Annotated in this window: 14 protein-coding genes; 3 read left to right on the forward strand and 11 right to left on the reverse strand. The window is 36.0% G+C overall.

What is annotated here, in order from left to right; all coding sequences use genetic code 11:
- Positions 1 to 15 precede the first annotated feature (15 nt).
- Entirely contained in the window at positions 16 to 3,081 is a 3,066-nt protein-coding gene (locus tag GON26_RS13970) for a SusC/RagA family TonB-linked outer membrane protein (protein WP_160375397.1), read from the reverse strand.
- A 221-nt stretch (positions 3,082 to 3,302) separates the two neighbouring features.
- Here GON26_RS13970 and GON26_RS13975 point away from each other — a divergent pair, with 221 nt between their 5' ends.
- A complete protein-coding gene (locus tag GON26_RS13975; protein ID WP_160375398.1) occupies positions 3,303 to 4,052 on the forward strand; it encodes a DeoR/GlpR family DNA-binding transcription regulator in 750 nt (249 codons plus the stop codon).
- 154 nt (positions 4,053 to 4,206) lie between these two features.
- Here GON26_RS13975 and GON26_RS13980 read toward each other — a convergent pair whose 3' ends face one another.
- From GON26_RS13980 to GON26_RS14015, 8 genes are all read right to left on the reverse strand, one after another.
- Entirely contained in the window at positions 4,207 to 5,106 is a 900-nt protein-coding gene (locus tag GON26_RS13980; protein WP_160375399.1) for a carbohydrate kinase family protein, read from the reverse strand.
- A gap of 22 nt (positions 5,107 to 5,128) precedes the next feature.
- Positions 5,129 to 6,685: a glycoside hydrolase family 32 protein gene (locus tag GON26_RS13985; protein WP_160375400.1), complete on the reverse strand. Its 1,557-nt coding sequence runs from the start codon at positions 6,683 to 6,685 to the stop codon at positions 5,129 to 5,131.
- A 19-nt stretch (positions 6,686 to 6,704) separates the two neighbouring features.
- On the reverse strand, positions 6,705 to 8,069 hold the full coding sequence (locus GON26_RS13990; RefSeq protein ID WP_160375401.1) for a DUF4960 domain-containing protein: 1,365 nt from the start codon (positions 8,067 to 8,069) through the stop codon (positions 6,705 to 6,707).
- 52 nt (positions 8,070 to 8,121) lie between these two features.
- Complete coding sequence (locus GON26_RS13995) at positions 8,122 to 9,813, reverse strand: RagB/SusD family nutrient uptake outer membrane protein (RefSeq protein WP_160375402.1); 1,692 nt, start codon at positions 9,811 to 9,813, stop codon at positions 8,122 to 8,124.
- Positions 9,814 to 9,831: 18 nt separating this feature from the next.
- The gene (locus GON26_RS14000; RefSeq protein WP_160375403.1) at positions 9,832 to 12,936 is read right to left on the reverse strand and encodes a SusC/RagA family TonB-linked outer membrane protein; all 3,105 of its coding nucleotides are present in this window, start codon (positions 12,934 to 12,936) and stop codon (positions 9,832 to 9,834) included.
- 17 nt (positions 12,937 to 12,953) lie between these two features.
- Positions 12,954 to 14,555, reverse strand: coding sequence for a glycoside hydrolase family 32 protein (locus tag GON26_RS14005; RefSeq protein WP_160375404.1), 1,602 nt, complete (start codon positions 14,553 to 14,555; stop codon positions 12,954 to 12,956).
- On the reverse strand, positions 14,518 to 15,876 hold the full coding sequence (locus tag GON26_RS14010; RefSeq protein ID WP_160375405.1) for a sugar porter family MFS transporter: 1,359 nt from the start codon (positions 15,874 to 15,876) through the stop codon (positions 14,518 to 14,520). Before GON26_RS14010 ends, GON26_RS14005 begins: the two co-directional genes overlap by 38 nt.
- Positions 15,877 to 16,106: 230 nt before the next feature.
- A complete protein-coding gene (locus tag GON26_RS14015) occupies positions 16,107 to 18,845 on the reverse strand; it encodes a substrate-binding domain-containing protein (protein WP_160375406.1) in 2,739 nt (912 codons plus the stop codon).
- Positions 18,846 to 19,000: 155 nt separating this feature from the next.
- Here GON26_RS14015 and GON26_RS14020 point away from each other — a divergent pair, with 155 nt between their 5' ends.
- Entirely contained in the window at positions 19,001 to 19,252 is a 252-nt protein-coding gene (locus GON26_RS14020) for a hypothetical protein (RefSeq protein ID WP_160375407.1), read from the forward strand.
- Between the two features lie 10 nt (positions 19,253 to 19,262).
- A complete protein-coding gene (locus GON26_RS14025; protein WP_160375408.1) occupies positions 19,263 to 19,646 on the forward strand; it encodes a hypothetical protein in 384 nt (127 codons plus the stop codon).
- An 81-nt stretch (positions 19,647 to 19,727) separates the two neighbouring features.
- On the opposite strand, the gene GON26_RS14030 is transcribed toward GON26_RS14025, so the two are convergent.
- Both GON26_RS14030 and GON26_RS14035 read right to left on the reverse strand, forming a co-directional pair.
- The gene (locus GON26_RS14030; RefSeq protein WP_160375409.1) at positions 19,728 to 21,686 is read right to left on the reverse strand and encodes a glycoside hydrolase family 97 protein; all 1,959 of its coding nucleotides are present in this window, start codon (positions 21,684 to 21,686) and stop codon (positions 19,728 to 19,730) included.
- Between the two features lie 79 nt (positions 21,687 to 21,765).
- Positions 21,766 to 23,946 (reverse strand): GH92 family glycosyl hydrolase, encoded by a 2,181-nt coding sequence (locus tag GON26_RS14035; RefSeq protein ID WP_160375410.1) that lies wholly within the window; start codon positions 23,944 to 23,946, stop codon positions 21,766 to 21,768.
- Positions 23,947 to 23,949 lie beyond the last annotated feature (3 nt).

The following is a 23,949-nucleotide window of genomic DNA, read 5'->3' on the forward strand; positions in this document are numbered from 1 at the left end:
TGTTTTCTTTTTTAATTAAAATTGAAATTTCAATGCTAATGAATAGGAGCTAGGAATTGGCACAGTACCAAAATTATACTTAGCTACAGAAGATTGTCCGCCTGAGTTGGTTTCAGGGTCAAAACTGGTAAAATTATCCCAGGAAATTAAGTTTCTTCCACTTGCTGTTATGGTCAGGTCATCAAAAAAACTATTTAATTTCCCGAAAGAATAATTAAGTGAGATTTCTCTAAGTTTAAGATAACTTCCATCCACAACTCTAAACTCCTCAACATTATAAACAGACCAAATATAACCACGTGGCAATTCACCATTAAGTTCCTGTGTTACCAATGTTCCTGAACCTACACCCTGACGTGTTCTGTAATCAGCATCAAAAACATCAACACCCTGAACGCCATCAAAAAGAACAGAGAGTCCGAATTTTTTATAGTTAAAATTAGCCCCAAACGAAATAATATAATCAGGATTTGGGTTTCCAATTTCTTTATTCAAAATAGTTCCTGTAGGCTGTCCGGAAGCATCTCTTTGAGGTGTTCCACTATTCACATCTCCTTTTTCTGTCTGAGGATATCCAGATGGAGTTAATAACAAGCTTCCGTCGGCATTTCTGGCAAAATAAGTTCCATAGAAAATACCAATTGGTCGGTTCATTTCAACAAAAACAGGGGCTCCAGCAAGGTTACTGTCTAATTTGAAACGTTGTTGCGGCAATCCTGTCACCTTATTTCTGTTGCTGCTGTAGTTTACAAAAAAGTCAAGATGAATGTTTTCTTTTTTGATTACATCATATTTAAGATTTACTTCAAAACCTTTATTATTCATTTGTCCAATATTCTGAATGGTATTAGTAGCACCTTGTGATGCTGCTAATTGTACCGGCAATAATAAATCTTCAATATCGGCATTGTAGTAACTAAAAGATAAGTTCAAACGATCTTTTAAGAAACCAAAATCTCCACCAATTTCATAAGTAGCACTTCTTTCCGGTTTTAAATCTAAGTTTCCTTGTTTGAATCCTTCGATTGTAAAAGTTGTGTTTCCTAAAAGTGTTCCTGTAGAATAATTGGTAAAACGAGCGTAAGGTCTAATAGCGGTTAAACTACCTGATTTCCCCCAAGAAGCTCTCAAACGAGCTGTCGTAATTACGTTATCAATATTTTTCATAAAAGGCTCGTCTGAAAGAACATAACTCAAACTTGCTTTTGGATAAAATTGAGATCTGTTATCTTTAGAGAAAATTGTTGAAGCATCTTGTCTCCCGGCAAGCGTAACATATAATTTATCTTTATATCCTATTGTTTCCTGCAAATAGTAGCCCCACAAATTGTAACGCGACTGACTAGCACTTGGTGACCCCGGAATCAAAGTATTAAAAGCATTAATGGTTTCTACAAAAGGTTTTAGATTGCGGCCTTCAATAGCAGCGAAATTATCTCTGTAGGTCTGAATATTATAACCTCCAAATGTGGTTGCTTTCCATTCTTCGTTGATGTTCCAGACATATCTTAAATTCAAATCATTATTAAACTGAACCACTCTGTTCGTTGCTTCAGAAACATAACCATCGTTGTAGTAAGTTGGGTTTACTGGCGCATAAGGATATCTTGGAATATAAACATTTCCTCTTTGATTGTAATTATCAATACCAAAAATCAAATCGGCATTGAAGTTTTTAAAAGGAACATAGTTCAATTGTAAATCCGAAATAATACGATCTGTATTTTGTTTGATTTTGAAAGTTTCGATAATCGATAATGGGTTAATTCGTCCTGGATCTACCGCTAACAAATTTCCATTAGCATCTCTTTGATTGATATCATAGGTATTATTGGTAATGTTGATCGCATTTATCGGACTCCAGAAAACGTTTCCGTCTGGTTTTTCATTAGAGGATGAGTTTACATAATTCAACCCCATCGAGGCAGATAATTTAGAATTAAAATCATGTTTTAACCTAATTTTTGCCCCCGCTCTTTTAAAATCAGTGTTTTTTACAATTCCTTCATTGGTCAGATACCCTAATGAAGCGAAATATTTTGTTTTTTCATCTCCTCCCTGAGCTGAAAAATAAGTATCTGTACCAATACCAGTATTGAAAATATCATCCTGATAATCGTAACGCTGCACATCTATTGTTCTGGTTTCAAGATCCCTACCTAAAACATTGACTGTTGTTGGACTCGCAGGATTTCCCTGAATAGGAAATAAGGCAGGAGAGGCATTAACGAATTGTTTGTTAGACCTATTTATATCAACTTTTTTTCTAATGGTATTAGATGTTAAACTTGTCGAAAAAGTATATCTCGTTTCACCTGCAACACCTTTTTTAGTAGTAATTAAAACGACACCATTTGCCGCTCTCGAACCATAAATTGCAGCAGCGGCACCACCGTTTAAAACTTCAACACTTTGAATGTCGTTCGGATTTATATCGGCGGATCTGTTTTGACCAATTTGCATATTTGAGTTGCCTGTAGATACATTTAAATTGGTAACGTTGGTAGTAGCATTGTTTAAAACCACACCATCAATTACATATAAAGGATCTGATGAACCTAATATCGAAGAGGTTCCTCTAAGCTTGATACTAAAACCTCCAGCAGGATCTCCTGAGTTTTGAGAAACCTGCGCTCCGGCTATTTTTCCCTGCAGAGCTGTTGATAAACCTCCAGGCTGAGCTTTAACCAAATCTTCAGCTTTGATGCTTGTTACAGCATTTCCAAGTTCTTTACGTGTTGCACGTACGGTAGAACCCAAAACTACAACTTCAGAAAGCGTGTTAAGCTCTTCTTTCATTTGTATGTTTAATGAACTCGTTTTTTCTGTAACTTTAATCGTCTTAGTAGCAAAACCAATAAAACTAAAAACCAGATTGTCATTTTCATTTGCTGTAATACTAAAATTTCCGTCTAAATCTGTAACGGTGCTTTTAGAAGTTCCTTCGATAAGTACTGAAACTCCTGGCAAAGGGAGGTTGTCTGTTGTACTTATAATTGTTCCGGTTATGGTTTTTGTCTGAGCATAAATGGGTTGCGCAAACAAAAGAATTCCAAATAAAATAAATAATAATTTTTTCATATTAAGAAATTTTTGGTTGGTTAGAGAAGGGAAAATTATAAAATAATTTTTACAAATGCAAGTTTATGCGTTAATTTTTAATATTTTGCAAAAATATGCAAAATAGCGCATTTATTAATTCTTTTTTTATACTTTTATTCTAACTAATTTAATATAAAATAGCGCGTTTTGAAAGTGCAGAATAACGCATTAAGTTTTATATTTGAAAAAAAATATTATAAATGCTGAAAAGAGAAAGACACCAGTACATCATGAATAAATTTCAAGAAGTTGAAAAAATCAACACTATTGATCTGGCTTTAGAATTAGATATTTCTGAAGATACCATCCGAAGGGATTTTAATGAACTGAACAATAAAGGCTTGATAAATAAAGTGTATGGCGGTGCTTTCTTAGCGAAAGACAGATCGAATAATGTTTTTGATATCAACATAATCAACGAAGAAAAGAAAATAATTGTGGGTCAGAAAGCCTTATCTTTCTTAAAAGAAGGACAGGTAATCATTATGAGTGGAGGAACCACCAATTTGTCATTTTGCAAATTGATTCCAATCGATTTTTCGGCAACCATATATACGTATAGTTTACCAATTGCTATGCAATTATCGCAACATCCTAATATTGAACTCATTTTTATTGGAGGAAAACTGCAAAAACAGGCAATGGTAACCATTGGTATTGATGTGGTGCAGGTTTTATCAAAAATAAAAGCAGATATATGTTTCTTAGGGGTAAGCAGTATTGATGATAATCAAGGACTTACCGAAAAAGGCTATGAAGTTTCGGTAGTCAAAAAGGAAATGATTAAAGCATCAGGAAAGGTAATTGCCCTGGCAACTTCGGATAAAATAAACGGCAAAATGATGCATAAAGTTTGCGGATTAGAACAACTACATGCCGTAATTACAGATTTGAATGCAACCAGCCCCAAAATCAAAAGTTTTGTTGATGCCGGAGTAAATGTTATTTAAGACCATCACAAGGAAATAGACTTTACATTCCGAAGAAAACTAAAAAAGTATTTCAGGAAGTAAATCAATACTTCCTGAAAAGGGTATAATAAAAAAAGCTGCCTCGGTTTTGAGACAGCTTATTTATAATTGAATTATATCTTAATTTTTAATATTAAACTTTCAACATTAAATTTTCAATTTTAGAATTCGAAATCTCCGGATTGGCTCCTGGTGCTTCAGCTACTAAAGCGCCTACTGCACAGGCAAAATCGATAGCATATTGTGGTTCTTTTCCAGTAAGCAACGAGGTTATTAAAGCCGCTAAAAAAGAATCCCCTGCCCCTACTGTATCGGCAACTTTTACCGGGTAGCCATCATTTTGGTAAAGCTGTCCTTCCCACATGAGCAGCGCTCCGTGTTTTCCTTTCGTTACACACATAGCCTTTACATTTGTTTTTTGAGAGATATACAACATATTCTCCTCTAATTCTGTAAAAGGCGAATGCATGGCAGCAGCAATTTCCAACAATTCTTCATCATTGAATTTTACAAAATCTGCAGAGTGCATCAATTGCTCCAGAATTTCGTAGGAATAATGTGGTTTCCTTAAATTAACATCAAAAACCTTATATACATCAACTTTTAATAATTCTTCTAAAGAAAGCCTTGACACCTCATCCCTGCAGACCAAACTTCCATAAATTAAAACATCAGCTTCAGCAACCTTTTTTTTAGCCTGCTCGTTTAAAACAATTTTATCCCAGGCCGCAGGATATGCAATTTCATAAGTTGCCGATCCACGCTCATTTAAGGTAACATTGACCAAACCAGTTGGAAAATCTTCTGAGGTAACAATTGTATTGGTCTCAAGTCCTAAACTTTTTACCTGATCAATTATTGCTTTTCCATCTTCATCATTTCCTACGCAGCTAATCATGGCTACCTCGCAGCCTATTGTTTTCATTCGCAAAGCTACATTTAATGGTGCACCGCCAATCTTTTTTTCATTGGCAAAAACATCCCAAAGCACCTCTCCATAGGCCACTGCCTTAAGGTTTTTTCCGTTATTCATTCTAAAATTATTTACATTAATGTTATTCCGGTTGTGTAATCTGAAGATTAGAAAAAATACTGTTCTGCCCTTCTGCTATTAATCCCCATTTATTTTTGTCTCTTCCGTAAATACGGTTTGTAAGTGCTGTTTTTCCGTTAATGTACATCACTACCACACTTCCTTCTGCAATTATCTCGATATTGTATTTAACATTGGTCTGAAATTGAAAGGGCATTTCGGTCATTTCCTGTGAAGCCGAATTATACCCTATCACTTTGCCTTGAGTAATATCAAACGCTATTTTATAGTAACTGCCCGAATCATTGGTATGAAAAACAAATCCTGCAGTACCTGAATTATTTGCCAAAGTAACTTCTGCTTTTATTTTGGCTTTTTTACCAATTGCTTTAAAAGTTATCATTGCTTTTTGGGTTGTACCTGACAAAGTATAACTTCCATTATTTGCAGTTGCACTTCCTGTTGTACCGTCAACTTCTGCACTGCTGTTTTTCTTAGAAAATAAATCTACAACGGCTTTTGGCGATTGCGTTGCTAAAGTTCCGTCAGGGTTTTGTGTCAATTCATGAATCACCATATTTCCTGCCCAATCTTTATTTCCCAGATCGTTTTCTGGTGTTTTTCTGGCATTCCATCCAAAAACATATCTTTTATTTCCATCAGAAGCTGTTTTTCCAGCATAAAAATATTCTCCGTCAATCCTGTCATTTTCCGGTGTTGTCCAGGGTCCATTAATAGAGGTTGCCATTTTGTAATGTGTTCCTTTATTGCTGCTCCAGTTTTCAGAAAAAACCAAATACCAATAATTACCCATTTTAAATATATCGGCACATTCCATCATTAAATAATTCTCTTCCGAAGTGGTCGTATAGATAGGATTTTGTACCTCCCAATTTCCAGAAGCCGGATCAGCACTGGTAAAATGCAATAAAACTGCTTTTCTACCCGGCTCCGTTTGTGTGCTCACCAACATCGAATATTTTTTTAGTTCCTCGTTGTAAAACACATGCGGATCTCTAAAATCAAAATTATAATAACCTGCTGGAGCCGTAATTTTAAATGAAGGTATTTTGGTCCAGTTTTTCAAATCCGGACTTGTCGCGCACAACACGCTTTCTCTGGCATTGGACTGCAAATAAGCAGGCAAACCATTGTGTCCAGTATAATAAAAGTAGTAAAGATTATCCACTTTTACAACTGATCCTGTACCAACAGCAAAATCAGGGTCATTGGTTTGACCATACGGAATCGTTTGTCCTTCGTAGGTAAAATGAGCCAAATCGGTACTTAAAAATTCATGGATATCGTGAAATCCTTTTCCGGCTGGCTTATTCTGCGCATCATGAAGAAAATAAATATGAAATTTTCCGTTATCAAAAAAGGGCATTATATCACCTGTAAATCCTGCACTGTAATACGGATCGTTTGCTCCCATCCATTGTGCTGGGGGTGCAGGAAAAACACTTGTCATGTCAGATTCCCCGCCCGAAATTGAGCCTCCAATATACGTTTCGTCCTGACTACAGGAAAGAAACGAAAAGAATAGGATAGTTATTGTTATTATATTTTTATATTTCATTTTGTTGAATTCAGAGTGATTAATCATTAGCTAAATAATTGATACTATTTTGTGTCAAAAGCCTGATATTAGTAATAAATTCGTTAGCCTGACTTGGTACTCCGCTGCTATTGGTTTCGTTATACCAATCATAAGCACCCATCGAAATCACGATCACATTTTTATTAGCTGCTGTATTTGGAAACTCTGCAATGGTAACTCTTCCGTCAAGGTTATTGTCCCAGGCTTCACTAGCCAGGTTGGTTCCGCCGGTTTGATTTCTCCAGCCATCTCCATTACCATAACCTCCCCATTCCGGCACAAACCACCAGGCAGTATGATTTAGTCTGAAAGTTCCGGCCTGCAATAGATTTGCTTTTCCGCTTTCATAGGTTATCAATCCTTCAAAAATTGGATGACTTTCGTGACCTACAAAAGACATTCCCCAAGAATTTCCATCTACAAATCCGTTGGGAGGAAAATCTCCAAAAACATTATTCGGACCTTTACCTGAAGGAACAACTCCTAAAACATCTACGTATTGAGAGGCAAAAGAGGTTAAAAGTAAGTTCCCACCATTCGATCTGAAATCTTTTAAAGCTGTAGTTACAACAGGTTTATAAGCAATTGCCGGTAAATTAGCAGCCGAATCAAAATGCCACCACATTACATCAACATCGCTTAAATCTGTACCGTTTTCAATACTAGTAAATGAAATGTATTTTGCTCCGCTAAAAGTCGAAAAGAACCAATCAGCAGCTGCAATTTCATCCATGTTGGTAATTTCAGCTCTTGTTGCGGCTGTACCTAAAAAAGCAACAACCAAACCACTTACCGGAACACCCACATTTGCGGTGTAATTCACACTTTTCCCATTAGAGGTAACTACAAAAGTTACTGAATTTGTAAAATCAATCGTAGCTCCCGACGCCGGTGAGATAGAAACCCCTTCTGTCAATGCAATCACCGGTTTTAAAGCGGTTAAATCGGTTCCTTCTGGCAATGTCATGGTAATAGTTTTGCTAACATCGTTTACCGTTGCAGCAACTCCATTAATTGTAAAACTCTTAATTGGACTTAAAACCACAGTGATTACGGTGTAATCTTTGTACAAATTACCATTTGTCACTCTAAACTTTACCGGATTTGAATAATTAGCCGGAACTGTTACATCTAAATTGGATGTTGCCCCTTCTTCTAAAATCATTTCAGGTTTTACCGCTGTGATATCTGAACCATACGGCATCGTGACATTTATTTTTCCCGTTTTCTGGTCGATTACTCCTGCTACTCCATTTATTTTAAAAGAAGTAACATCAGAAGGTGAATTGACATCAAAACCACCACTCTCAAAACTGTTTTCGCAGGCCGTAATCATCAAAAACATGGCTAGTATCAAAGACACTTTGAACCAATTTTTATATATAAATTTTCTCATGTTGCTGTTCATAAATAGATTAATAACCTGGATTTTGTTTGTATAATCCCTGACTGAAATTAATTTGTTTCAACGGGATCGGGCAATACTCCTCTTTACTCGCATCAAAAAAGGCATCCTGATAATAGTTGCGTTTTGTTTTTTCGCCAGCATAAAAATCATTCATTACCTCATCTGTAACACCCCATCGAACCAGATCAAAGAAACGGCTACCTTCCATGGCTAATTCTAAACGGCGTTCGAAACGCATCGCTTTACGTGCAAAGTCCTGTGTCCAGTTGCAATTTACGCCGTCAACATATTTTTCAATTTTAAAATTGTCCACATACGGAAGTCTTCCTGTACTTTGAGCCGCTCGTTCTCTAATTTGATTGATTAATGGTAAAGCTTCTGAATGTCTTCCTAATTCAATCAAAGCTTCGGCACGCATCAAAATCACATCAGCATAACGAATTTGGATTCTGTTTTTAGAATTCCCATAAAACGGATCAATGTTTACCACACAGCTACAGCTTGGCGCCACATTTTCTTTTAATGAAGCAAAATAACCATACGTTCCCGGAGATCTTACCCAGGCCTCAACATATAAAAATTCAGGATCATATTTATAAGGCAAGCCAGGCATGGCAACCGTATGATACAATCTTGGATCTACGGTGTTGGCATCGATATTTTTATAATCAAAATCCTGATCGTTATAGGTGTCAAATTCTGGTAAACCATTTGCTCCTGTTTTGAAAGCATTCACTAAATTTTGACTTGGTTTATGAAAATCACAGCATCCTAATCCCTGAGGCGTTGACAAAACATCTGAAAAATTTAACCTTCCGTACAACGTTCCGTCATTATCTGAAAATTGAATGGAGAAAATTGATTCCGCTCCGTTTTCAAAAGCTCCCGGCAAAAAGTTATTCGCAAAATCTGGCTCTAAACTTGCTTTGCCAATTACTTTATCGGTTGCTGCAATTACTTCCTGCAAATGCTGCTGATTGACTCCTGTTACTTTATAACTGTCATCTTGCGTATAAGCCTGATATAAACGTGTTTTTGCTAAATAAGCATACGCTGCTTTTTGAGTCGCACGGCCAACTTGTGGCTGTGTTTCCGGTAAATTATCGGCTGCAGCCTGAAAATCTTCGGCAATTTTGTTCCAAAGTTCTTCGTTTGTAAGGGCTTTATTTGAAATCGTTTTATACTCTTCAACCGGAATGTCCTGCGTGATGTACGGAACATTTCGGAACATGATTTTCAGCATAAAATAAAAATGTCCTCTTAAAAAACGCATTTCAGCCATACGTGTTTTCTTTAGCGGATAATCGGCTTCAGAGATTTGTTCCAAAGCTTTCAACGCTTTATTGGCTCTGGAAACCCCAACATAACTGATGTACCAGAAATTATCTATTTCGCCAAAATCAGGTCTGATATTATTCGAAACTTCAAAAAAGTGAAAATTCTGAATATCATTGGTACCACTTCCGCCTTTGTAAGCATCGTCAGAACGAACATTTCCAAAAGGCCATAAACTATATGGTGAATCATAATGGTCATTGCCTAATTGTGCATAAGCCGCATTCATAAATCCTTCTACTGATTCCGGTGTTACAATATCTTCTTCAGACAACACACCACGCGGGTCATTTTCCAGAAAATCGGAGCAGGAAGCCAATAGCCCCAGCACTAAAAACCCTGTTATATATAGTAATTTTTTCATGTTTTTTGATTTAATCTTTTATAAAGTAAAATTAAGACCCGCTGTAAAAGTCGTAGGCTGCGGATATCCAAATCCTGCATTCTCCGGATCTACACCTGTGAAACTTTTTGCATCAATAATCAATAAATTTTGTCCGCTGATGTAAAATCTAAAGCTTTCAAAATTGATTTTTTTCAATAAATCCTTTGGCAAACTGTATCCAAGCTGCAAAACACGCAGTTTAAGATAGTCTCCTTTTTCTACATAATACGTTGAAAATCTTGATTCTGCATTTCTATCTACAGTCGTTAAAGCCGGAATAGTCGAATTTGGATTATCCAAAGACCAGGCATTTAATAAACGTGTTCCTTTGTTTGAACCCACATCGTCAACACTCCAGAAATCAGTCTGGTATTTGGTATTATTAATCACATCAACATCACTTGCTCCTTCCCAGAAAGTGGTGAAATCCCAATTTTTATAGCCTAATCCTACATTAAATCCGTAAAGCAAGCCCGGATTTGGATTCCCAATCCAGGTACGATCTTTATCAGTAATGGTTCCGTCACCGTTTAAATCTTTGTAGCGAATTCTTCCAAGGCCTTTTCCTTCCTGAATAGCCGAGTTGTCCACTTCGTCCTGACTTTTAAACAATCCATCCGTAACATAACCGTACATAGAGTTAATCGGACGTCCTAAAATATTATCGTTCAACCCGTCACCTCCATAATTATTTCTCACTTCCTCAGGTAGTTGTGTAATCTTGTTTTTGTTTGCCGAAATATTTCCAGAGATATCATATTTCAATCCAAATGATGTTTCATCGTGATATCCCAGTGTAAATTCCCATCCTTCATTTTCCATCGAAGCACCGTTTACCCAACGATTTCCACCTTCGCCAATTACGCCTAAATAAGGCGGTAGAACCAAAATATCTTCTGTTTTCTTGATGTAATAATCAACAGAACCGCTTAATTTTTGTTTGAATAATCCGAAATCTAAACCAATATTCGTTTGAGTTGTAGTTTCCCATTTTAAATCATCATTACCCGATTGTGTTGCGATGAAACCTGATGGAAGCAGTCCGTTTCCGTTTCCTGCAATATCATAAGCAGTACCAAAAGACGTTGCCCAGGTTGGACTTCCGCCTGCATAACTGGCCAAATACAAACTATAAACAGCCGTGTTGCTGATTTCCTGATTTCCGGTTTGCCCCCAGCCTGCACGCAATTTTAAATCGGAGAAAACGGGTGCATTATCTTTAATGAAATTTTCATTAGAAATTCTCCATCCTGCTGAAACCGCTGGAAAGGTTCCGAATTGATTGTTTTTACCAAAACGGGAAGAACCATCACGACGGATTGTCGCTGAAAGCAAATAACGATTATCGAATTCATAATCTGCTTTTCCAAAATAAGACAACAAGGAATATACTGTTGACGTTCCGCTTGTAAATGACTCTCCTGTTCCTGCATCAGGATACATATAATCAGGGGTTTCGATCAAAAAGTCATTTTTACGTAACGTTGTAGTTTCAAAAGTATCTTTGTACATCTCAGTTCCAGCCATTAAATTCAGATTACTTTTTCCGAAATTCAAACTGTAAATCGCTGTATTCGTCCACGTCCATTTATCACTTACCGATTGGTCCATGGTAACCGATGTCTGATCGTTTTGCAGATAACCCGATTGGTAGCTTCTTTGCAGTGTACGTTTTTTATAAAATCCATAATCAATACCAAAACTACTTTTGATATGCAGGTTTTTGATAATCTCCAAATCGGCATACATATTTCCGAAAAGACGCAAATAATCATAATTATTGTCTTTATTATATTCTAAAAGACGAACCGGATTTTGTCTGTCATTCATTCCGCCCACTGGTCCACCCCAGCCTTTACCGTCAACTGTATGTACCGGAATAATAGGTAATGCACGCAATGCCGGATCTAAAACTCCCGGATCTGTAACTTCATTGGTACGATTGAAACTGAAATTTTCGCCAATAACCAGTTTACCGTCAAAATATTTGTACGAACCATTCATTCTGGCCGAAATTCTCTCGAAATCAGTTGTTTTCACCACCCCTTCATTACCATAATATCCCAATGAAAAAACATAGTTTCCTTTGTCTGAAGCATTCGAAAGTGATAAATCATACGAATTTGCTATTCCAGTTTGAGAAATCGCCTCGTACCAATCTGTATTCGATGCTTTTAGTGTTTGGTCGGCATCTAAATATTCAGGAACCAAAACTTTGTTTAATTGTGGTTTGTTATTATTTACAGACCAGTCAAATTGGTAACGCAAATTATTATTATTCGGATTTAATCCGTCGTTGATATTCGCCTGCCATAAAGCCTGCCCAAACTGATTGGCATTTAGCACTTCCAACTTTCTTGAATAATCAGAAAAAGAAGTATAACTACTAAAATTGATTCTCATCTTACCTTCTTTTCCTTTTTTGGTAGTGATGATAATAACTCCGTTTGAAGCCCGGGAACCATAAATACTGGCTGAAGAAGCATCTTTTAAAACCTGAATACTTTCAATATCATTCGGGTTTAATTCATGCATTCCAGATTTGGTCGGCATTCCGTCAATTACATACAGAGGATCAGTATTGTTTAAAGTTCCTACACCACGGATTACTACTTTTGTATTTCCTCCACTCGGCGATCCGTCAGACGAAACTTTAACCCCTGCAATTCTTCCTTGCAGCGCTTTAATTGGGTTTGGTTCCGGCTGTTTCATGACTTCCTTCATGTTTACAACGGCAACGGCTCCGGTAATATCTGTTTTCTTTTGTTTAGAATATCCTGTTACAACTACTTCATTTAGTTGATTGTTATCTAATTTTAAAGTGATATTGAATGTTTTTTGTTCTTTAACAGGAATCGATTGTGGAGCATATCCGATAAAAGAAACAACTATTACAGCATCTGAATTTATATTTCCGAAAGAAAAATTTCCATCAAAATCTGTTACTGTACTGGTATTGGTGCCCGAAATGAGTACGGTTGCTCCCGGAAGCGGCAATCCGTCATCTGACGAAATTACGGTTCCTTTAATTCCGCTTTCCTGCGCTGTCATCATCAGCATTGGAAAGAAGAAAAATAGAAAATAAATAATTTTACTTTTCATGAGGTTAGTGGTTTAAGTTAGTTTAATTTTAATTGGTTAATCACGAGGTTGCTCAATTCGACTCCTTCGTTTGAAGAAACGGACAGCGCTGTAAATGGCTGGTTTGTGAAAAAGATTTCGGTCATTACTTTTTCGCCATTGTTATAAAATATTTCAATAGAGGTTTTGTCTAAAATGACTTTAAAAACACCTTCTTTTTGGTTTCCATCTAAAGCTGCTTTGGTAATGGTTGAAGCAAATTTTTCTGAGAAATCATTTTTTCCTGCCTTAGAACGATCCAGAAATAAATAATGATCAGAATTATTGATTCCGAAAGTCAAAGATTCACCGACTACGTTTGAGAGTGTAAAGGTGTAAGTGTCTTGTTTTAAGTTTTTTAATTTAAAATTGACAATCGCCTGCGTCAAATCAACTTTTCCTGTTTCCAGAATGGAGAGATTTCCTTTTCCTTTGATGGTTTTTCCTTTGATGGTTTTAGAAACATATTTATTAATTTCTTTCACAGGATTACTAATCAGGCTATACTCATTTCCTTTTTTGGTTAACTGAATTTCACGGGCAATTGTAGTGGCGCTTCTCCAGGTAAAAGTTGGCACTTCTTGTGCGTATTCCCAATTCGACATCCATCCGATAAACAATCGTCTTCCGTCAGCAGTTGGAACATTATTCCAGGTTACTCCGGCATAATTATCTTTTCCGTAATCAATCCAAACGGCTTTTTGCTGTTCTACTTTTTTGGCAAAATTAGCATCCATAGTAAACGTCTTTCCATCAAAATCTCCAATAAAATATTGCGTCCCTGAACCTCCGTTAGCGCCTCCTGGGTTCAAACTCTGAATTAAAACCCATTTGGTTTCTTTAGAACCCTGCACCTTTATTTCAAAGAAATCAGGGCATTCCCAAACACCTCCGTGCGCTCCGATATTTTTTCCAAAATCAGATAAATATTCCCAGTTTTTAAGATTTTTCGATTTGTAAAACTGCGATCGGTCCTGAGCCGCCAAAACCATAATCCATTGTTTGTGCGTTTCATCCCAGGATACTTTTGGATCACGGAAATCACGAATTCCAGGATTTTTTACGACAGGATTTCCTTCCTCAAATTTCTGCCATGTAAAACCGTTGTCATTCGAATACGCGATATCCTGCTGCTCAACATCTATCTTCTTTTCTTTTTCTTTTGTCATATCATGCAGCGTATAAATCGCTACAATGGGAGCTGTTTTACCAGTGCCCAAACCGGAGGTATTATGGGTATCCACAACTGCGCTTCCAGAAAAAATATATTTGTCTTTATCCGGGTAAATCGCAATGGGCTGTTCTTCCCACTTAATTAAATCTTTACTAATGGCGTGACCCCAGTGCATTGGACCCCATTTATTTCCGTCTGGATAATATTGATAGAACAAATGGTAATAACCGTTAGCATAGAACATTCCGTTTGGATCATTCATCCAGCCTTTTTTTGGTGTGAAATGAAAATTAGGACGATACATTTGTTCTTCTACAGAAGTTGAAACTGTAGCTGTTTGGGCTAAAGCCGCATTTGGTTTACAAGCTCCTAGTATAAGAACAGCTGCACTATAAAATGCCAGCGGTAGATGTTTCTTTGATTTCATTTTTTTTGATATTTTTTTTAGTTAGATTTTCACTTAATACTTCTAAGGATATTCCCTTAGTTTCCGGCATTATAAAAATGACAAACAGTAATTGCAGCACCATCATTAATGTAAAAATTAAGAAAACGACTTCAGGACCAATTTCTGAAAACAACATCGGAATTAAAGAAGGAATAATCGCGGCCAAAACCCAATGCACGGAACTCCCAAAAGCCTGTCCCGAAGCACGAATGTGATTTGGAAAAATTTCTGAAATAAAAACCCAGATTACAGCCCCCTGACCAATGGCGTGAGAAGCAATAAATAAGAAAAGGAAAATAGGTACCGATAATCCTCCCCAATTGAAATAAAACGAAGCAGAGACCAATCCTAAAGAAATAATATATCCAATAGAACCAATGTACATTAACAACTTTCTTCCTAATTTGTCGATTAATGCTACTCCGATTAAGGTGAATATAAGGTTGGTAATCCCAATTCCGATACTGCTTAATAATGCTGTGTTTTGTCCTAAACCTGCTTCTTCAAAAATTCTTGGTGCGTAATATAAAAAAGCATTAATTCCAGAAAACTGATTAAAAAACGCAATTAAAAAAGCTAATATTAATGGAAAACGGTATTTTTTCATGAAAATATTTTCGTGTTTGGTAACACCATTTTCTCTTGAATCATCCATAATATCGGTAAGCTTTGCTGTCGGATCAATTTTGAACAGCACTTTACGCGCTTCTTCATCACGATTTTTAGATAATAGCCATCTTGGACTTTCTGGAATCGTAAGTATAAAAAGAATATAAATGATGGATGGAAATGCCTGTACACCAACCATCCAACGCCAGGCATTTTCTCCAATATCTTTTAAAAAGTAATTAGAAATAAAGGCAATTAGAATTCCCAGTACAATATTAAACTGATACAAGGCTACTAATCTTCCGCGTTTGTCAGCCGGAGCAATTTCAGAAACATAAGCCGGAGCAGCAATAGTTGAAGCACCCACGCCTAAACCTCCAATAAATCGGAAAGCGGCAAATACAAATGGATCATTGGCAAAAGCTGCACCTACGGCTGAAATGAAATATAAAATTCCGATCCAGAATAATGTTTTTTTACGACCAATTTTATTCGTTGGAATTCCTCCAAAAATAGCACCTATAACAGTTCCCCAAAGTGCCATTGCCATAACAACAGATCCATGAAAAGCATCAGAAGAATGCCAAAGAAGCTGTAATTGTTTATCAGCTCCAGAAATAACTACGGTATCAAAACCGAATAGAAAACCTGCCAGTGCAGCAGTAACAGACCAAATCAATATCTTGTTCATTGTAGATGTATTAAAAACTTATCGCTAAGATATCCGCAAAAAAAACAACTTATTTTTAATGATGTTACAATTTAATTCTATAATTATTGATGGTTTGATATTTTGAGAACAATTCCTTTATTTACAAGGCTTTACGCTTTTTAAAATTTATTTACGAAAACCGTGTAGTTTCGATTTTGTTACATCAGGTTCAAAATTGATACCTGTTTTGTATCTATTTTGAACGAATATTAAAGAGAAGATTTGTATTCCTTTGGTGAAATTCCAAATTTATTCTTAAAAGCTGTAGAAAAATAGTTTGGAGAAGAGAATCCAAGCGAGTACGCAATTTCGGAAATATTCATATTATTCGACTTTAAAAGCTCTGCTGCTTTCTCTAATTTTACATTATTTATATGATCGCTGATATTAATTCCGATAATGGCTTTTACCTTTCGATACAACTGAACTCTGGAAACGCCTAATTTATCGGCTAAATCTTCAACAGAAAATTTGGGGTCTTCGACATTCGTTGTAATTATATCATTCATTTTAGTAATAAACGACTGTTCCTGATTGCCAAATTTGGACTCAGGCTCAACTCGATAAATATTATTGGTGTAATAATAACGAAGTTTTTCTCTGTTGAAAAGTAAACCCGAAATGGATTGCTTTAAAATAGAAAGACTAAAAGGTTTTGTAAGATACTGATCTACGCCACTTTGCAAACCTTTCAAAGTAGATTCTTTATCACTTTGCGCCGTTAAAATAATAATCGGAATATGTGACGAACGTAAATCCTTTTTTAGTTCTTTACTAATTTCATAACCGTCTTTGTCCACCAGATTAATGTCGCAAATGATGATATCCGGAACAATTTCCATTGCTTTTTCAACCGCATCGCTTCCGTCTGAAGTATGAACCACATATTCACCAGATAATTTGGCTTTTAAAAATGTAACCAAATCGATATTGTCTTCTATAACTAAAAGAGTATGTTTTTCTGATTCAGAAATTACGTTTGTTTCATTTAAATCAGTTTCTATATCCAAAGTATCGGATATTAAATTTGGCGTTTTGTTTATATTTTCGGCTTTATTAATCATTTCAGAAGGCTGTAGATGACTATTTCCTTTTAATAACGTAATGACAAATTCGCTTCCTTGTTTCGATTTCAATTCAATCGTTCCCTGATGCAAAAGCACAAATTCTTTGGAGAGATGAAGCCCGATTCCTGAACTGTTTTTATTGTTATTTGAAGCCCTGAAAAAAGGATTAAAAACATTCGCCAATTCATTTTCCGGTATTCCAATTCCAGAATCTTTAAAACTAATTTTAACGGTGTTGTCCTGATTTTCGACAATCGAAATAGTGATTTTTCCGTTATCGGGTGTAAATTTGAAAGCATTTGAAAGTAGGTTGAAATACACTTTATCCATCAAACCTCTATCAATAAACAGTTCCAGATTTTTGTTTTTGCAGGTAAGCTGAAAATCAATATTTCTGCGGGCTGCTTCACCTTTAAAGTTGGTCATTACTTCATTGGTAAAATCATATATTTTTGTATTTGAAGCCCTTAAAGTAAATTTTTGTTCTTCAATTTTTCTAAAATCTAATAATTGATTTATTAATCGGAGCAATCGGTTTGAATTTTTATGAATCAGTTTCACCTCATCAATAAGTGTGGTTCCTTTAATTTTTTCATTTTCTATTAATGATTCCACATAACTCATAATCAAAGTTATAGGAGTTTTAAATTCATGCGAAAGTCCGGTAAAGAAATTCAGTTTTGCGGTATTGCTTCTTTCTGCAATTTGCGCCATTTCCTGAATTTCATTGTTCTGATCAATTACCGTTTGATTGATTCTCTCTAACTGTTTTTTCTTTCTTGAAATAGAAATGGTCGAATAAATACTGTAAATCGTCAGACTCAAAATAATCACTAAGAAAAAGCTGAGTAATCGAACCAGATTGTTCTGCGAAGCATATTCTTTTTCCTGAACTTTTATAGCACCTTGCTGCGACTCGATAACTGCTTGCTGCTGATCGACTTTATCCATTTGATTTTCGATAATTTCAGCATTATTCTTGTCGATTACAATGGTATTGAGAATATTATTCTTAGCAATTGCCTCTTTATTATATATTTTCAGAGCCAATTTCAATGCTTCATTTCCTCCTGTAGGATATAAAATCGTACCATCTAAAACCTCAGCTTTAACCAACTCGATACCGCCATTTAAGGTATTTAAACCATCAACCCCAATAAATTTAATTTTCTTTTCTAATCCTAAAGTCCTGGCTGTTTCCCAGGCACTCAAAGCCATACGGTCGTTGTGAGCAAAAATATACTCAACGTCTGGATTTTGTAATAAAATTGCTTTAAGCGGTGCTTTTACCGATTCGCCTTCCCAGTCACCATGAACAGTGTTTTCGACTTTGTATCGCTTGTTTTCATTGATTATTTGTTCGAATCCCAGGCTGCGCTCATAAGCTGGCGAAGAACCGCTTGCGCCTGTAATTTCAATAATTTTACCAGAACCTTTACTGTGCGAAATAATATATCGGGCTGCGATTCTACCGATTTCGATATTATCGGCTCCCAGATACGCGGTGTAATTTTCGCCTTCAATTTTTCTGTCAACCACCAGAACCGGAATTCCGGCTTTTATCGATTTTTCGACTACGGCAGTTAAGGGTTTTGACTGAATTGGAGATACAATAATAACATCTACTTTATCTGTGATAAATTTTTCGATATCCTCGATTTGTTTCGTGATATTATTATTAGCGTCACTAATTTTTAATTCGACTTCAGGACGCAGCGAAGCTTCAATTTTTATAGCGCTGTTCATTTGCTTTCGCCAATCGTCGGTAGTCATCGCTTGCGAGAATCCAACTTTGATTTTATCACCCTGTTTTTGATTACAGGAAACAAAACTTAATGATGCTAAAAAAAGCAACAATATATATTTTAGAGAATTGTACATAAAATTATCCGTTAAGTAAATAAAAAAAGAGGCCCTTAAAATGCCTTATTCAATCAAACTTGTCTTAATAATTAGGAAGGATTATTTTGCAATGACAAGCCTGAAGGTGTGTATAGTATAAAAAGTAAAATTAAGCTTTTATTTCATGTACACAAATGAGTAACGGATATACTTTTTCTATGATTTTGTATCTGGCCTTACTTACAGTTTCGCTTTTATATTTAAAAACAGAATTGCCTTTTGAAAAAAGAGAAACTTCTGAGTATTTTCTAACAACAGCACCTATTAATTATGGAAATATCATTTATTTTTCTGTAAAATTTTTAGGGTATCAATGCAATAACTTTGTAAAATACCCTTTGGCAGACAGGAGTATTCTCTGCCAACAAAATATAATTAATTTTTAAAAAGAATATTATGGAAAAGCAAAACAACACCGAATATGGTCAGACAGATCCCGATATCATTGATCAAAATACGCTTGTAGATGGCAATGATATTCAAAGCGAAGAGTACACTCCACAGAATCTTAATAACGAAAACAAAACAGAATTTGGAGAAACCGATCCTGATTATATAGATCAGAATACGATTGTTAACCCTGATAATTATGCCAGAGATGAAAATCCTTATCAATATCAGGAAGAATTTATCGAAGATCTTAAACATCCCAAATCCGATTCTGCAACAACTAAAACTGTAAAGCCGGAGAACATTCAAAATCAGGAAAACAAGATTGAGAAAACCGAAGTAATTCCTAATAATGAAGAGGAAAACAATTCTAAAGTAGATAAAGAGTAACTAAAGTAGATTATTTACCAATAGAAAAAAGGCATACGAAATATGCCTTTTTTTTTGTACAACACTTTTAAGTTATTAATTTTAAATTTCTTCCAAAACGGCAGCCCATCCTCCATTTTTAGCCATTTTTACTTCAATGACATTCTTATTATTTACTGTGAAATTCTTTTTCCTGTAATCCATTGCCTGATAACCTGCATTGATACCGTCTTCAAAAGAAGTTGCCTGATAGGTTTTGCCAGACTTTAAAAAATTTAGATCTAATGTAAACGTTCTTTCTTTTTCGGCACCATTTGTAATTCCGCCAATAAACCATTTTGATCCTTTTCTTTTGGCTACAATCGCGTATTGTCCTGCTTTTGCTTCTAATGCTTTGGTTTCATCCCAGGTGGTAGGAACTGCTGTGATAAATTCGGTACATTCTTTTTCGCGATAATAAAGCGTTGGATTATCGGCCAGCATTTGAAGACCACTCTCAAAAACCACAAATAAAGCCAACTGATACGCTCTCGTACCAATGCTTGCAGAATTAGGTCGTTCGGATCTGTAAACTTCCGGCTGCATGCTAATCATGGCACCCGGTGTGTAATCCATAGGGCCAACTGCATTACGCATAAAAGGGAGATATAAACTATTATCCGGTTTGCATCCGTCCATCTGTTCCATTCCTCTTACGCCTTCGTATGAGAGTAGATTAGGATATTTATATTCAAGACCGGCAGGTTTGAAAGCACCATGAAAATCTACAAAAATTTGGTGTTTTGCAGCTTCTTTTACCACCTCTTCATAATAATTAACCATTACCTGATCGCTGCGATCCATAAAGTCAATTTTGACACCGGCAATTCCCCATTCTTTAAAAGTTTTAAAAAGCTCCCTGTTTTTATCAACGGTAAGCCAGGTAAGCCACAACACGATGCCTACTTTTTTTTCTTTACCATAACGAATCAGTTCCTGAACGTCAACATTAGGATTTGGCGAATACGGATCTGTTGTACTATTGGCCCAACCTTCATCCATAATGATATATTTTATACCAAATTTTGATGCAAAATCGATGTAATATTTATACGTATCTAAATTATAACCTGAAACAAAATTAACGTCCGGTCCATAGGGTGTGGCGCCATTCCACCATTCCCAGCTGGCTTGTCCTGGTTTTATCCACGACGCCTCTTTGAGTTCGTTTTTTGGAGCCAGTTTTAATGTCATTGTGTTCTCGATGAGCTGTTTGTCCTCTTTAGTAATGACAAAATAGCGCCATGGAAAAGTTCTGGTTCCAGCGGTTTTTGCAATGTAATCCGCTTCTTTTAAAATTTTAACGCTGCGATCACCGTCAGGACCAAATTCTAAAGGCGTTTTTGGAAATGTTGCCGTAATTCCTGCTCCCGTTCCTTTTAGAAACATTGCCGGATAATCGGATAAATCAGACTCACTTATTAGTATTTTATATTTTTTTGAATCGACTAAAACGGGCAGTGTTGCCATTTTATCAGATGGTTTCCAATCCTTAACCGTTGTTTTTGAATACGATTCTTCATAAGAGGTTTTAAAACTTTCCGGCTGTTGCAAATGCAGTAGATAATCCTCAGGGAAATTAACTGCAAAATCTTCGTTTAGGACTTCCATTTCTCCTTTTTTGGCTGTTAGGAAGCGATAGGCAATTCCGTCATCAAAAGCACGAAATTCAACTGAATAACCTCCTTTAAAACTTAATACTAAATTATTATAATTATTAGAAACTGATGAAAATTTCAGCGGAACAACAGGTTTTATTATTTCGTTTATTTTATCTGTTTTACTTCCGGAGAATTTTGGATTTAATCCTAAACTTTCGCCTTTTAGATGTAATGCTAAATGATTTTTCGCTGCTAGTTCGTCATTACCAATTTTTATAGAATAATAGATTTTATCTTCTAAAGCAACTGAAACTTTTATTTCTCCGTTTGGCGAAAGGAGTTCAAACTTTTTTTGCTGCGAATAGCTGTTGCCTAATTGCAATAAAAGAAACAGACACGTCAATAGTTTAATTGTTTTCATTTAAAATCGTTTTTAAACAAATAACGTCCCAAAAAAAAAGGGACGTTATTTTAATTTATACTTTACTAATACATTGCTTTTATTTAGTTATCACTTGTATTTCTCCACCATTTTTAAATAAATCGTGCGAAATAAAATAACTGTCAATTTTAGAACCGTTTACTTTTATCGTTTCCAGATTTCTTTTCCCGTTCGGGTTTTTGATAGTTACTTTTTTTCCAGCCGGAGTTGTCCAGGCCACTTCTTTAAAAATAGGAACTGTAACAATATATTCAGGATCTGCCGGAGATAAAGGATACAATCCTAATGCGCCAAAAACATACCAGGACGACATTTCGCCCGCATCATCCATACCGCTCATCGCCAGTTTTTCTGGTCCGATTCCGTACATGGTCTCTAATATTTCGTCTATTCTTTTTTGTGATTTTTCAGGTTTGTTTATAAAATAATACGAAAACGGCGCTTCGTGATCCGGCTGATTTCCGTGACAATACTGCCCAATAAAACCAGAAATATTCCAGGCAATATAATTAGGATTCCATGGTTTTGTAAAGAACTCATCCAGTTTTGCTTCAAAAGGTTTATCACCTCCGTACAATTTTACCAATCCCGGCATATCGTGTGGTACAAAAAACGATAACTGCCATGCGTTTGCTTCTCTGTACATGTATTCATAATAAGGAAATTCAGGATTGAAGGGCGTAACCCATGAACCATCTGCCAGTTTTCCTCTCATAAAAGTCGAAGATTTATCAAATACATTGGCGTAGTTTTTAGAACGATTAACCAAATCGTTATAATGTTCGGTATCATTGAGTTCTTTGGCTAATAAGGAAAGCGCATGATCGTCATAAGCATATTCTAAGGTTTTGGTAACCCCTGCATTTGCTTTGGTTTCTACGACAGGGTTTTTAATATCCTGTTCCGTTACATATCCTTTTGCAATATATTCTGCAATATGAGGTCTTGTTCCTCCTTCTTTATAAGCGTTATTGAGCAACAATTCATAAGCTTTTTTTACATCATAATTTCTGATACCTCTCATGTAAGAACCTGCAATAAAAGATGCTGCATGATCTCCATGAAAGAATGTTGGCATAAAACCTTTAATCTCTCCTTCGTTAATCATCGAGCTGATAATATCACTGGTAACTTCCGGTGAAAAAATACTCAGTAAAACCAATTTATTTCTGTAATCGTCCCACAAGGAAGGAAGTGTGTAGTAATGGTAATTTTCTTTACGCACTTTTCCTGCTTCGTCAGTAAATTGTCCGTTTACATCACTTCGTAAAGCCGGCCACAAAAAGGAACGATAGAGCATGCTGTAAAACATCACATTTTGCTGTTCATTACCACCTTTTACCTGAATTTTAGAAAGCAGATTTTCCCATTGGGTACTTCCTTCTTCAAAAACTTTAGTGAGGTTTTTATCCCCTACTTCGGCTTTCAGATTTTCGATTGCATTATCAACACTCACAAAAGACAAAGCAATCTTAACCGTTACGGGTTTCGAATCTCCATCTTTTATATTTACCAATGCATAACCGCCTTTTTTAGCGACATCTTTGCTATCTATTTTGTCAATCGGACTGCTTAATGTGGCATAAAAATATATTTTTTCGCCTCCGGTTCTCTGAAAACCGCTTACGGCATTTGCACCTTCCTGCTTAATTTGCCAGTCGTCAACATTATTATTTGCTTTACCCAGATCAAACAGTACTTTTCGTCCTTTGCTATTTTTAAACGTATATTCGTGTACGCCACAACGCAAAGTCGAACTTAATTTTACGTGTACATTATAATCTTTTAAATACACTTCATAATAGGCCGGGCTTCCTTTTTCCTGATCATGACTAAAGGCTGATTTGAACGGAAATACTGCTCCGTCAGGAACTGGTAAAAGCGGAATGTGACAAAGGTTCCAATGTCCTTTATTGGTGTGTGTAAAGCCTAAAATTTCTTTATCTTCATATTCATAGCCTGCACCGGATCTGTATTTTGTCATGGGGCTTAACTGTACCATTGCATTGGGAACCGATGAACCCGGGAAAACCAATCCAGCCCATACGCGCATATCTGCCGGTGGTGTATATCCAATAATTTTGGTGTTCAGCAAAGGAGCAGTTCCAATAAACGGATTTACTAAAGCGGTATATTTTCCTTTTGCAGGTCCTCCTCCGGATTTTTGTGCTGCCGCATTATAGCTGCAAAATGCCATAGCAAGGGCTGCAAGAACAATATTCTTGTTGAATTTTATCATTTT

The organism is Flavobacterium hydrocarbonoxydans, assembly GCF_009789235.1.
GTDB lineage: Bacteria > Bacteroidota > Bacteroidia > Flavobacteriales > Flavobacteriaceae > Flavobacterium > Flavobacterium hydrocarbonoxydans.

Excerpts from the sequence above, each read along its gene's own strand:
- GON26_RS14030 (WP_160375409.1), bottom strand. The coding sequence starts at position 21,686 with ATGAAAACAATTAAACTATTGACGTGTCTGTTTCTTTTATTGCAATTA.
- GON26_RS14005 (WP_160375404.1), bottom strand. The coding sequence starts at position 14,555 with ATGAAATCAAAGAAACATCTACCGCTGGCATTTTATAGTGCAGCTGTT.
- GON26_RS14015 (WP_160375406.1), bottom strand. The coding sequence starts at position 18,845 with ATGTACAATTCTCTAAAATATATATTGTTGCTTTTTTTAGCATCATTA.
- GON26_RS14025 (WP_160375408.1), top strand. The coding sequence starts at position 19,263 with ATGGAAAAGCAAAACAACACCGAATATGGTCAGACAGATCCCGATATC.
- GON26_RS14035 (WP_160375410.1), bottom strand. The coding sequence starts at position 23,946 with ATGATAAAATTCAACAAGAATATTGTTCTTGCAGCCCTTGCTATGGCA.
- GON26_RS13975 (WP_160375398.1), top strand. The coding sequence starts at position 3,303 with ATGCTGAAAAGAGAAAGACACCAGTACATCATGAATAAATTTCAAGAA.
- GON26_RS13995 (WP_160375402.1), bottom strand. The coding sequence starts at position 9,813 with ATGAAAAAATTACTATATATAACAGGGTTTTTAGTGCTGGGGCTATTG.
- GON26_RS14010 (WP_160375405.1), bottom strand. The coding sequence starts at position 15,876 with ATGAACAAGATATTGATTTGGTCTGTTACTGCTGCACTGGCAGGTTTT.
- GON26_RS13970 (WP_160375397.1), bottom strand. The coding sequence starts at position 3,081 with ATGAAAAAATTATTATTTATTTTATTTGGAATTCTTTTGTTTGCGCAA.
- GON26_RS14000 (WP_160375403.1), bottom strand. The coding sequence starts at position 12,936 with ATGAAAAGTAAAATTATTTATTTTCTATTTTTCTTCTTTCCAATGCTG.
- GON26_RS14020 (WP_160375407.1), top strand. The coding sequence starts at position 19,001 with ATGAGTAACGGATATACTTTTTCTATGATTTTGTATCTGGCCTTACTT.
- GON26_RS13985 (WP_160375400.1), bottom strand. The coding sequence starts at position 6,685 with ATGAAATATAAAAATATAATAACAATAACTATCCTATTCTTTTCGTTT.
- GON26_RS13980 (WP_160375399.1), bottom strand. The coding sequence starts at position 5,106 with ATGAATAACGGAAAAAACCTTAAGGCAGTGGCCTATGGAGAGGTGCTT.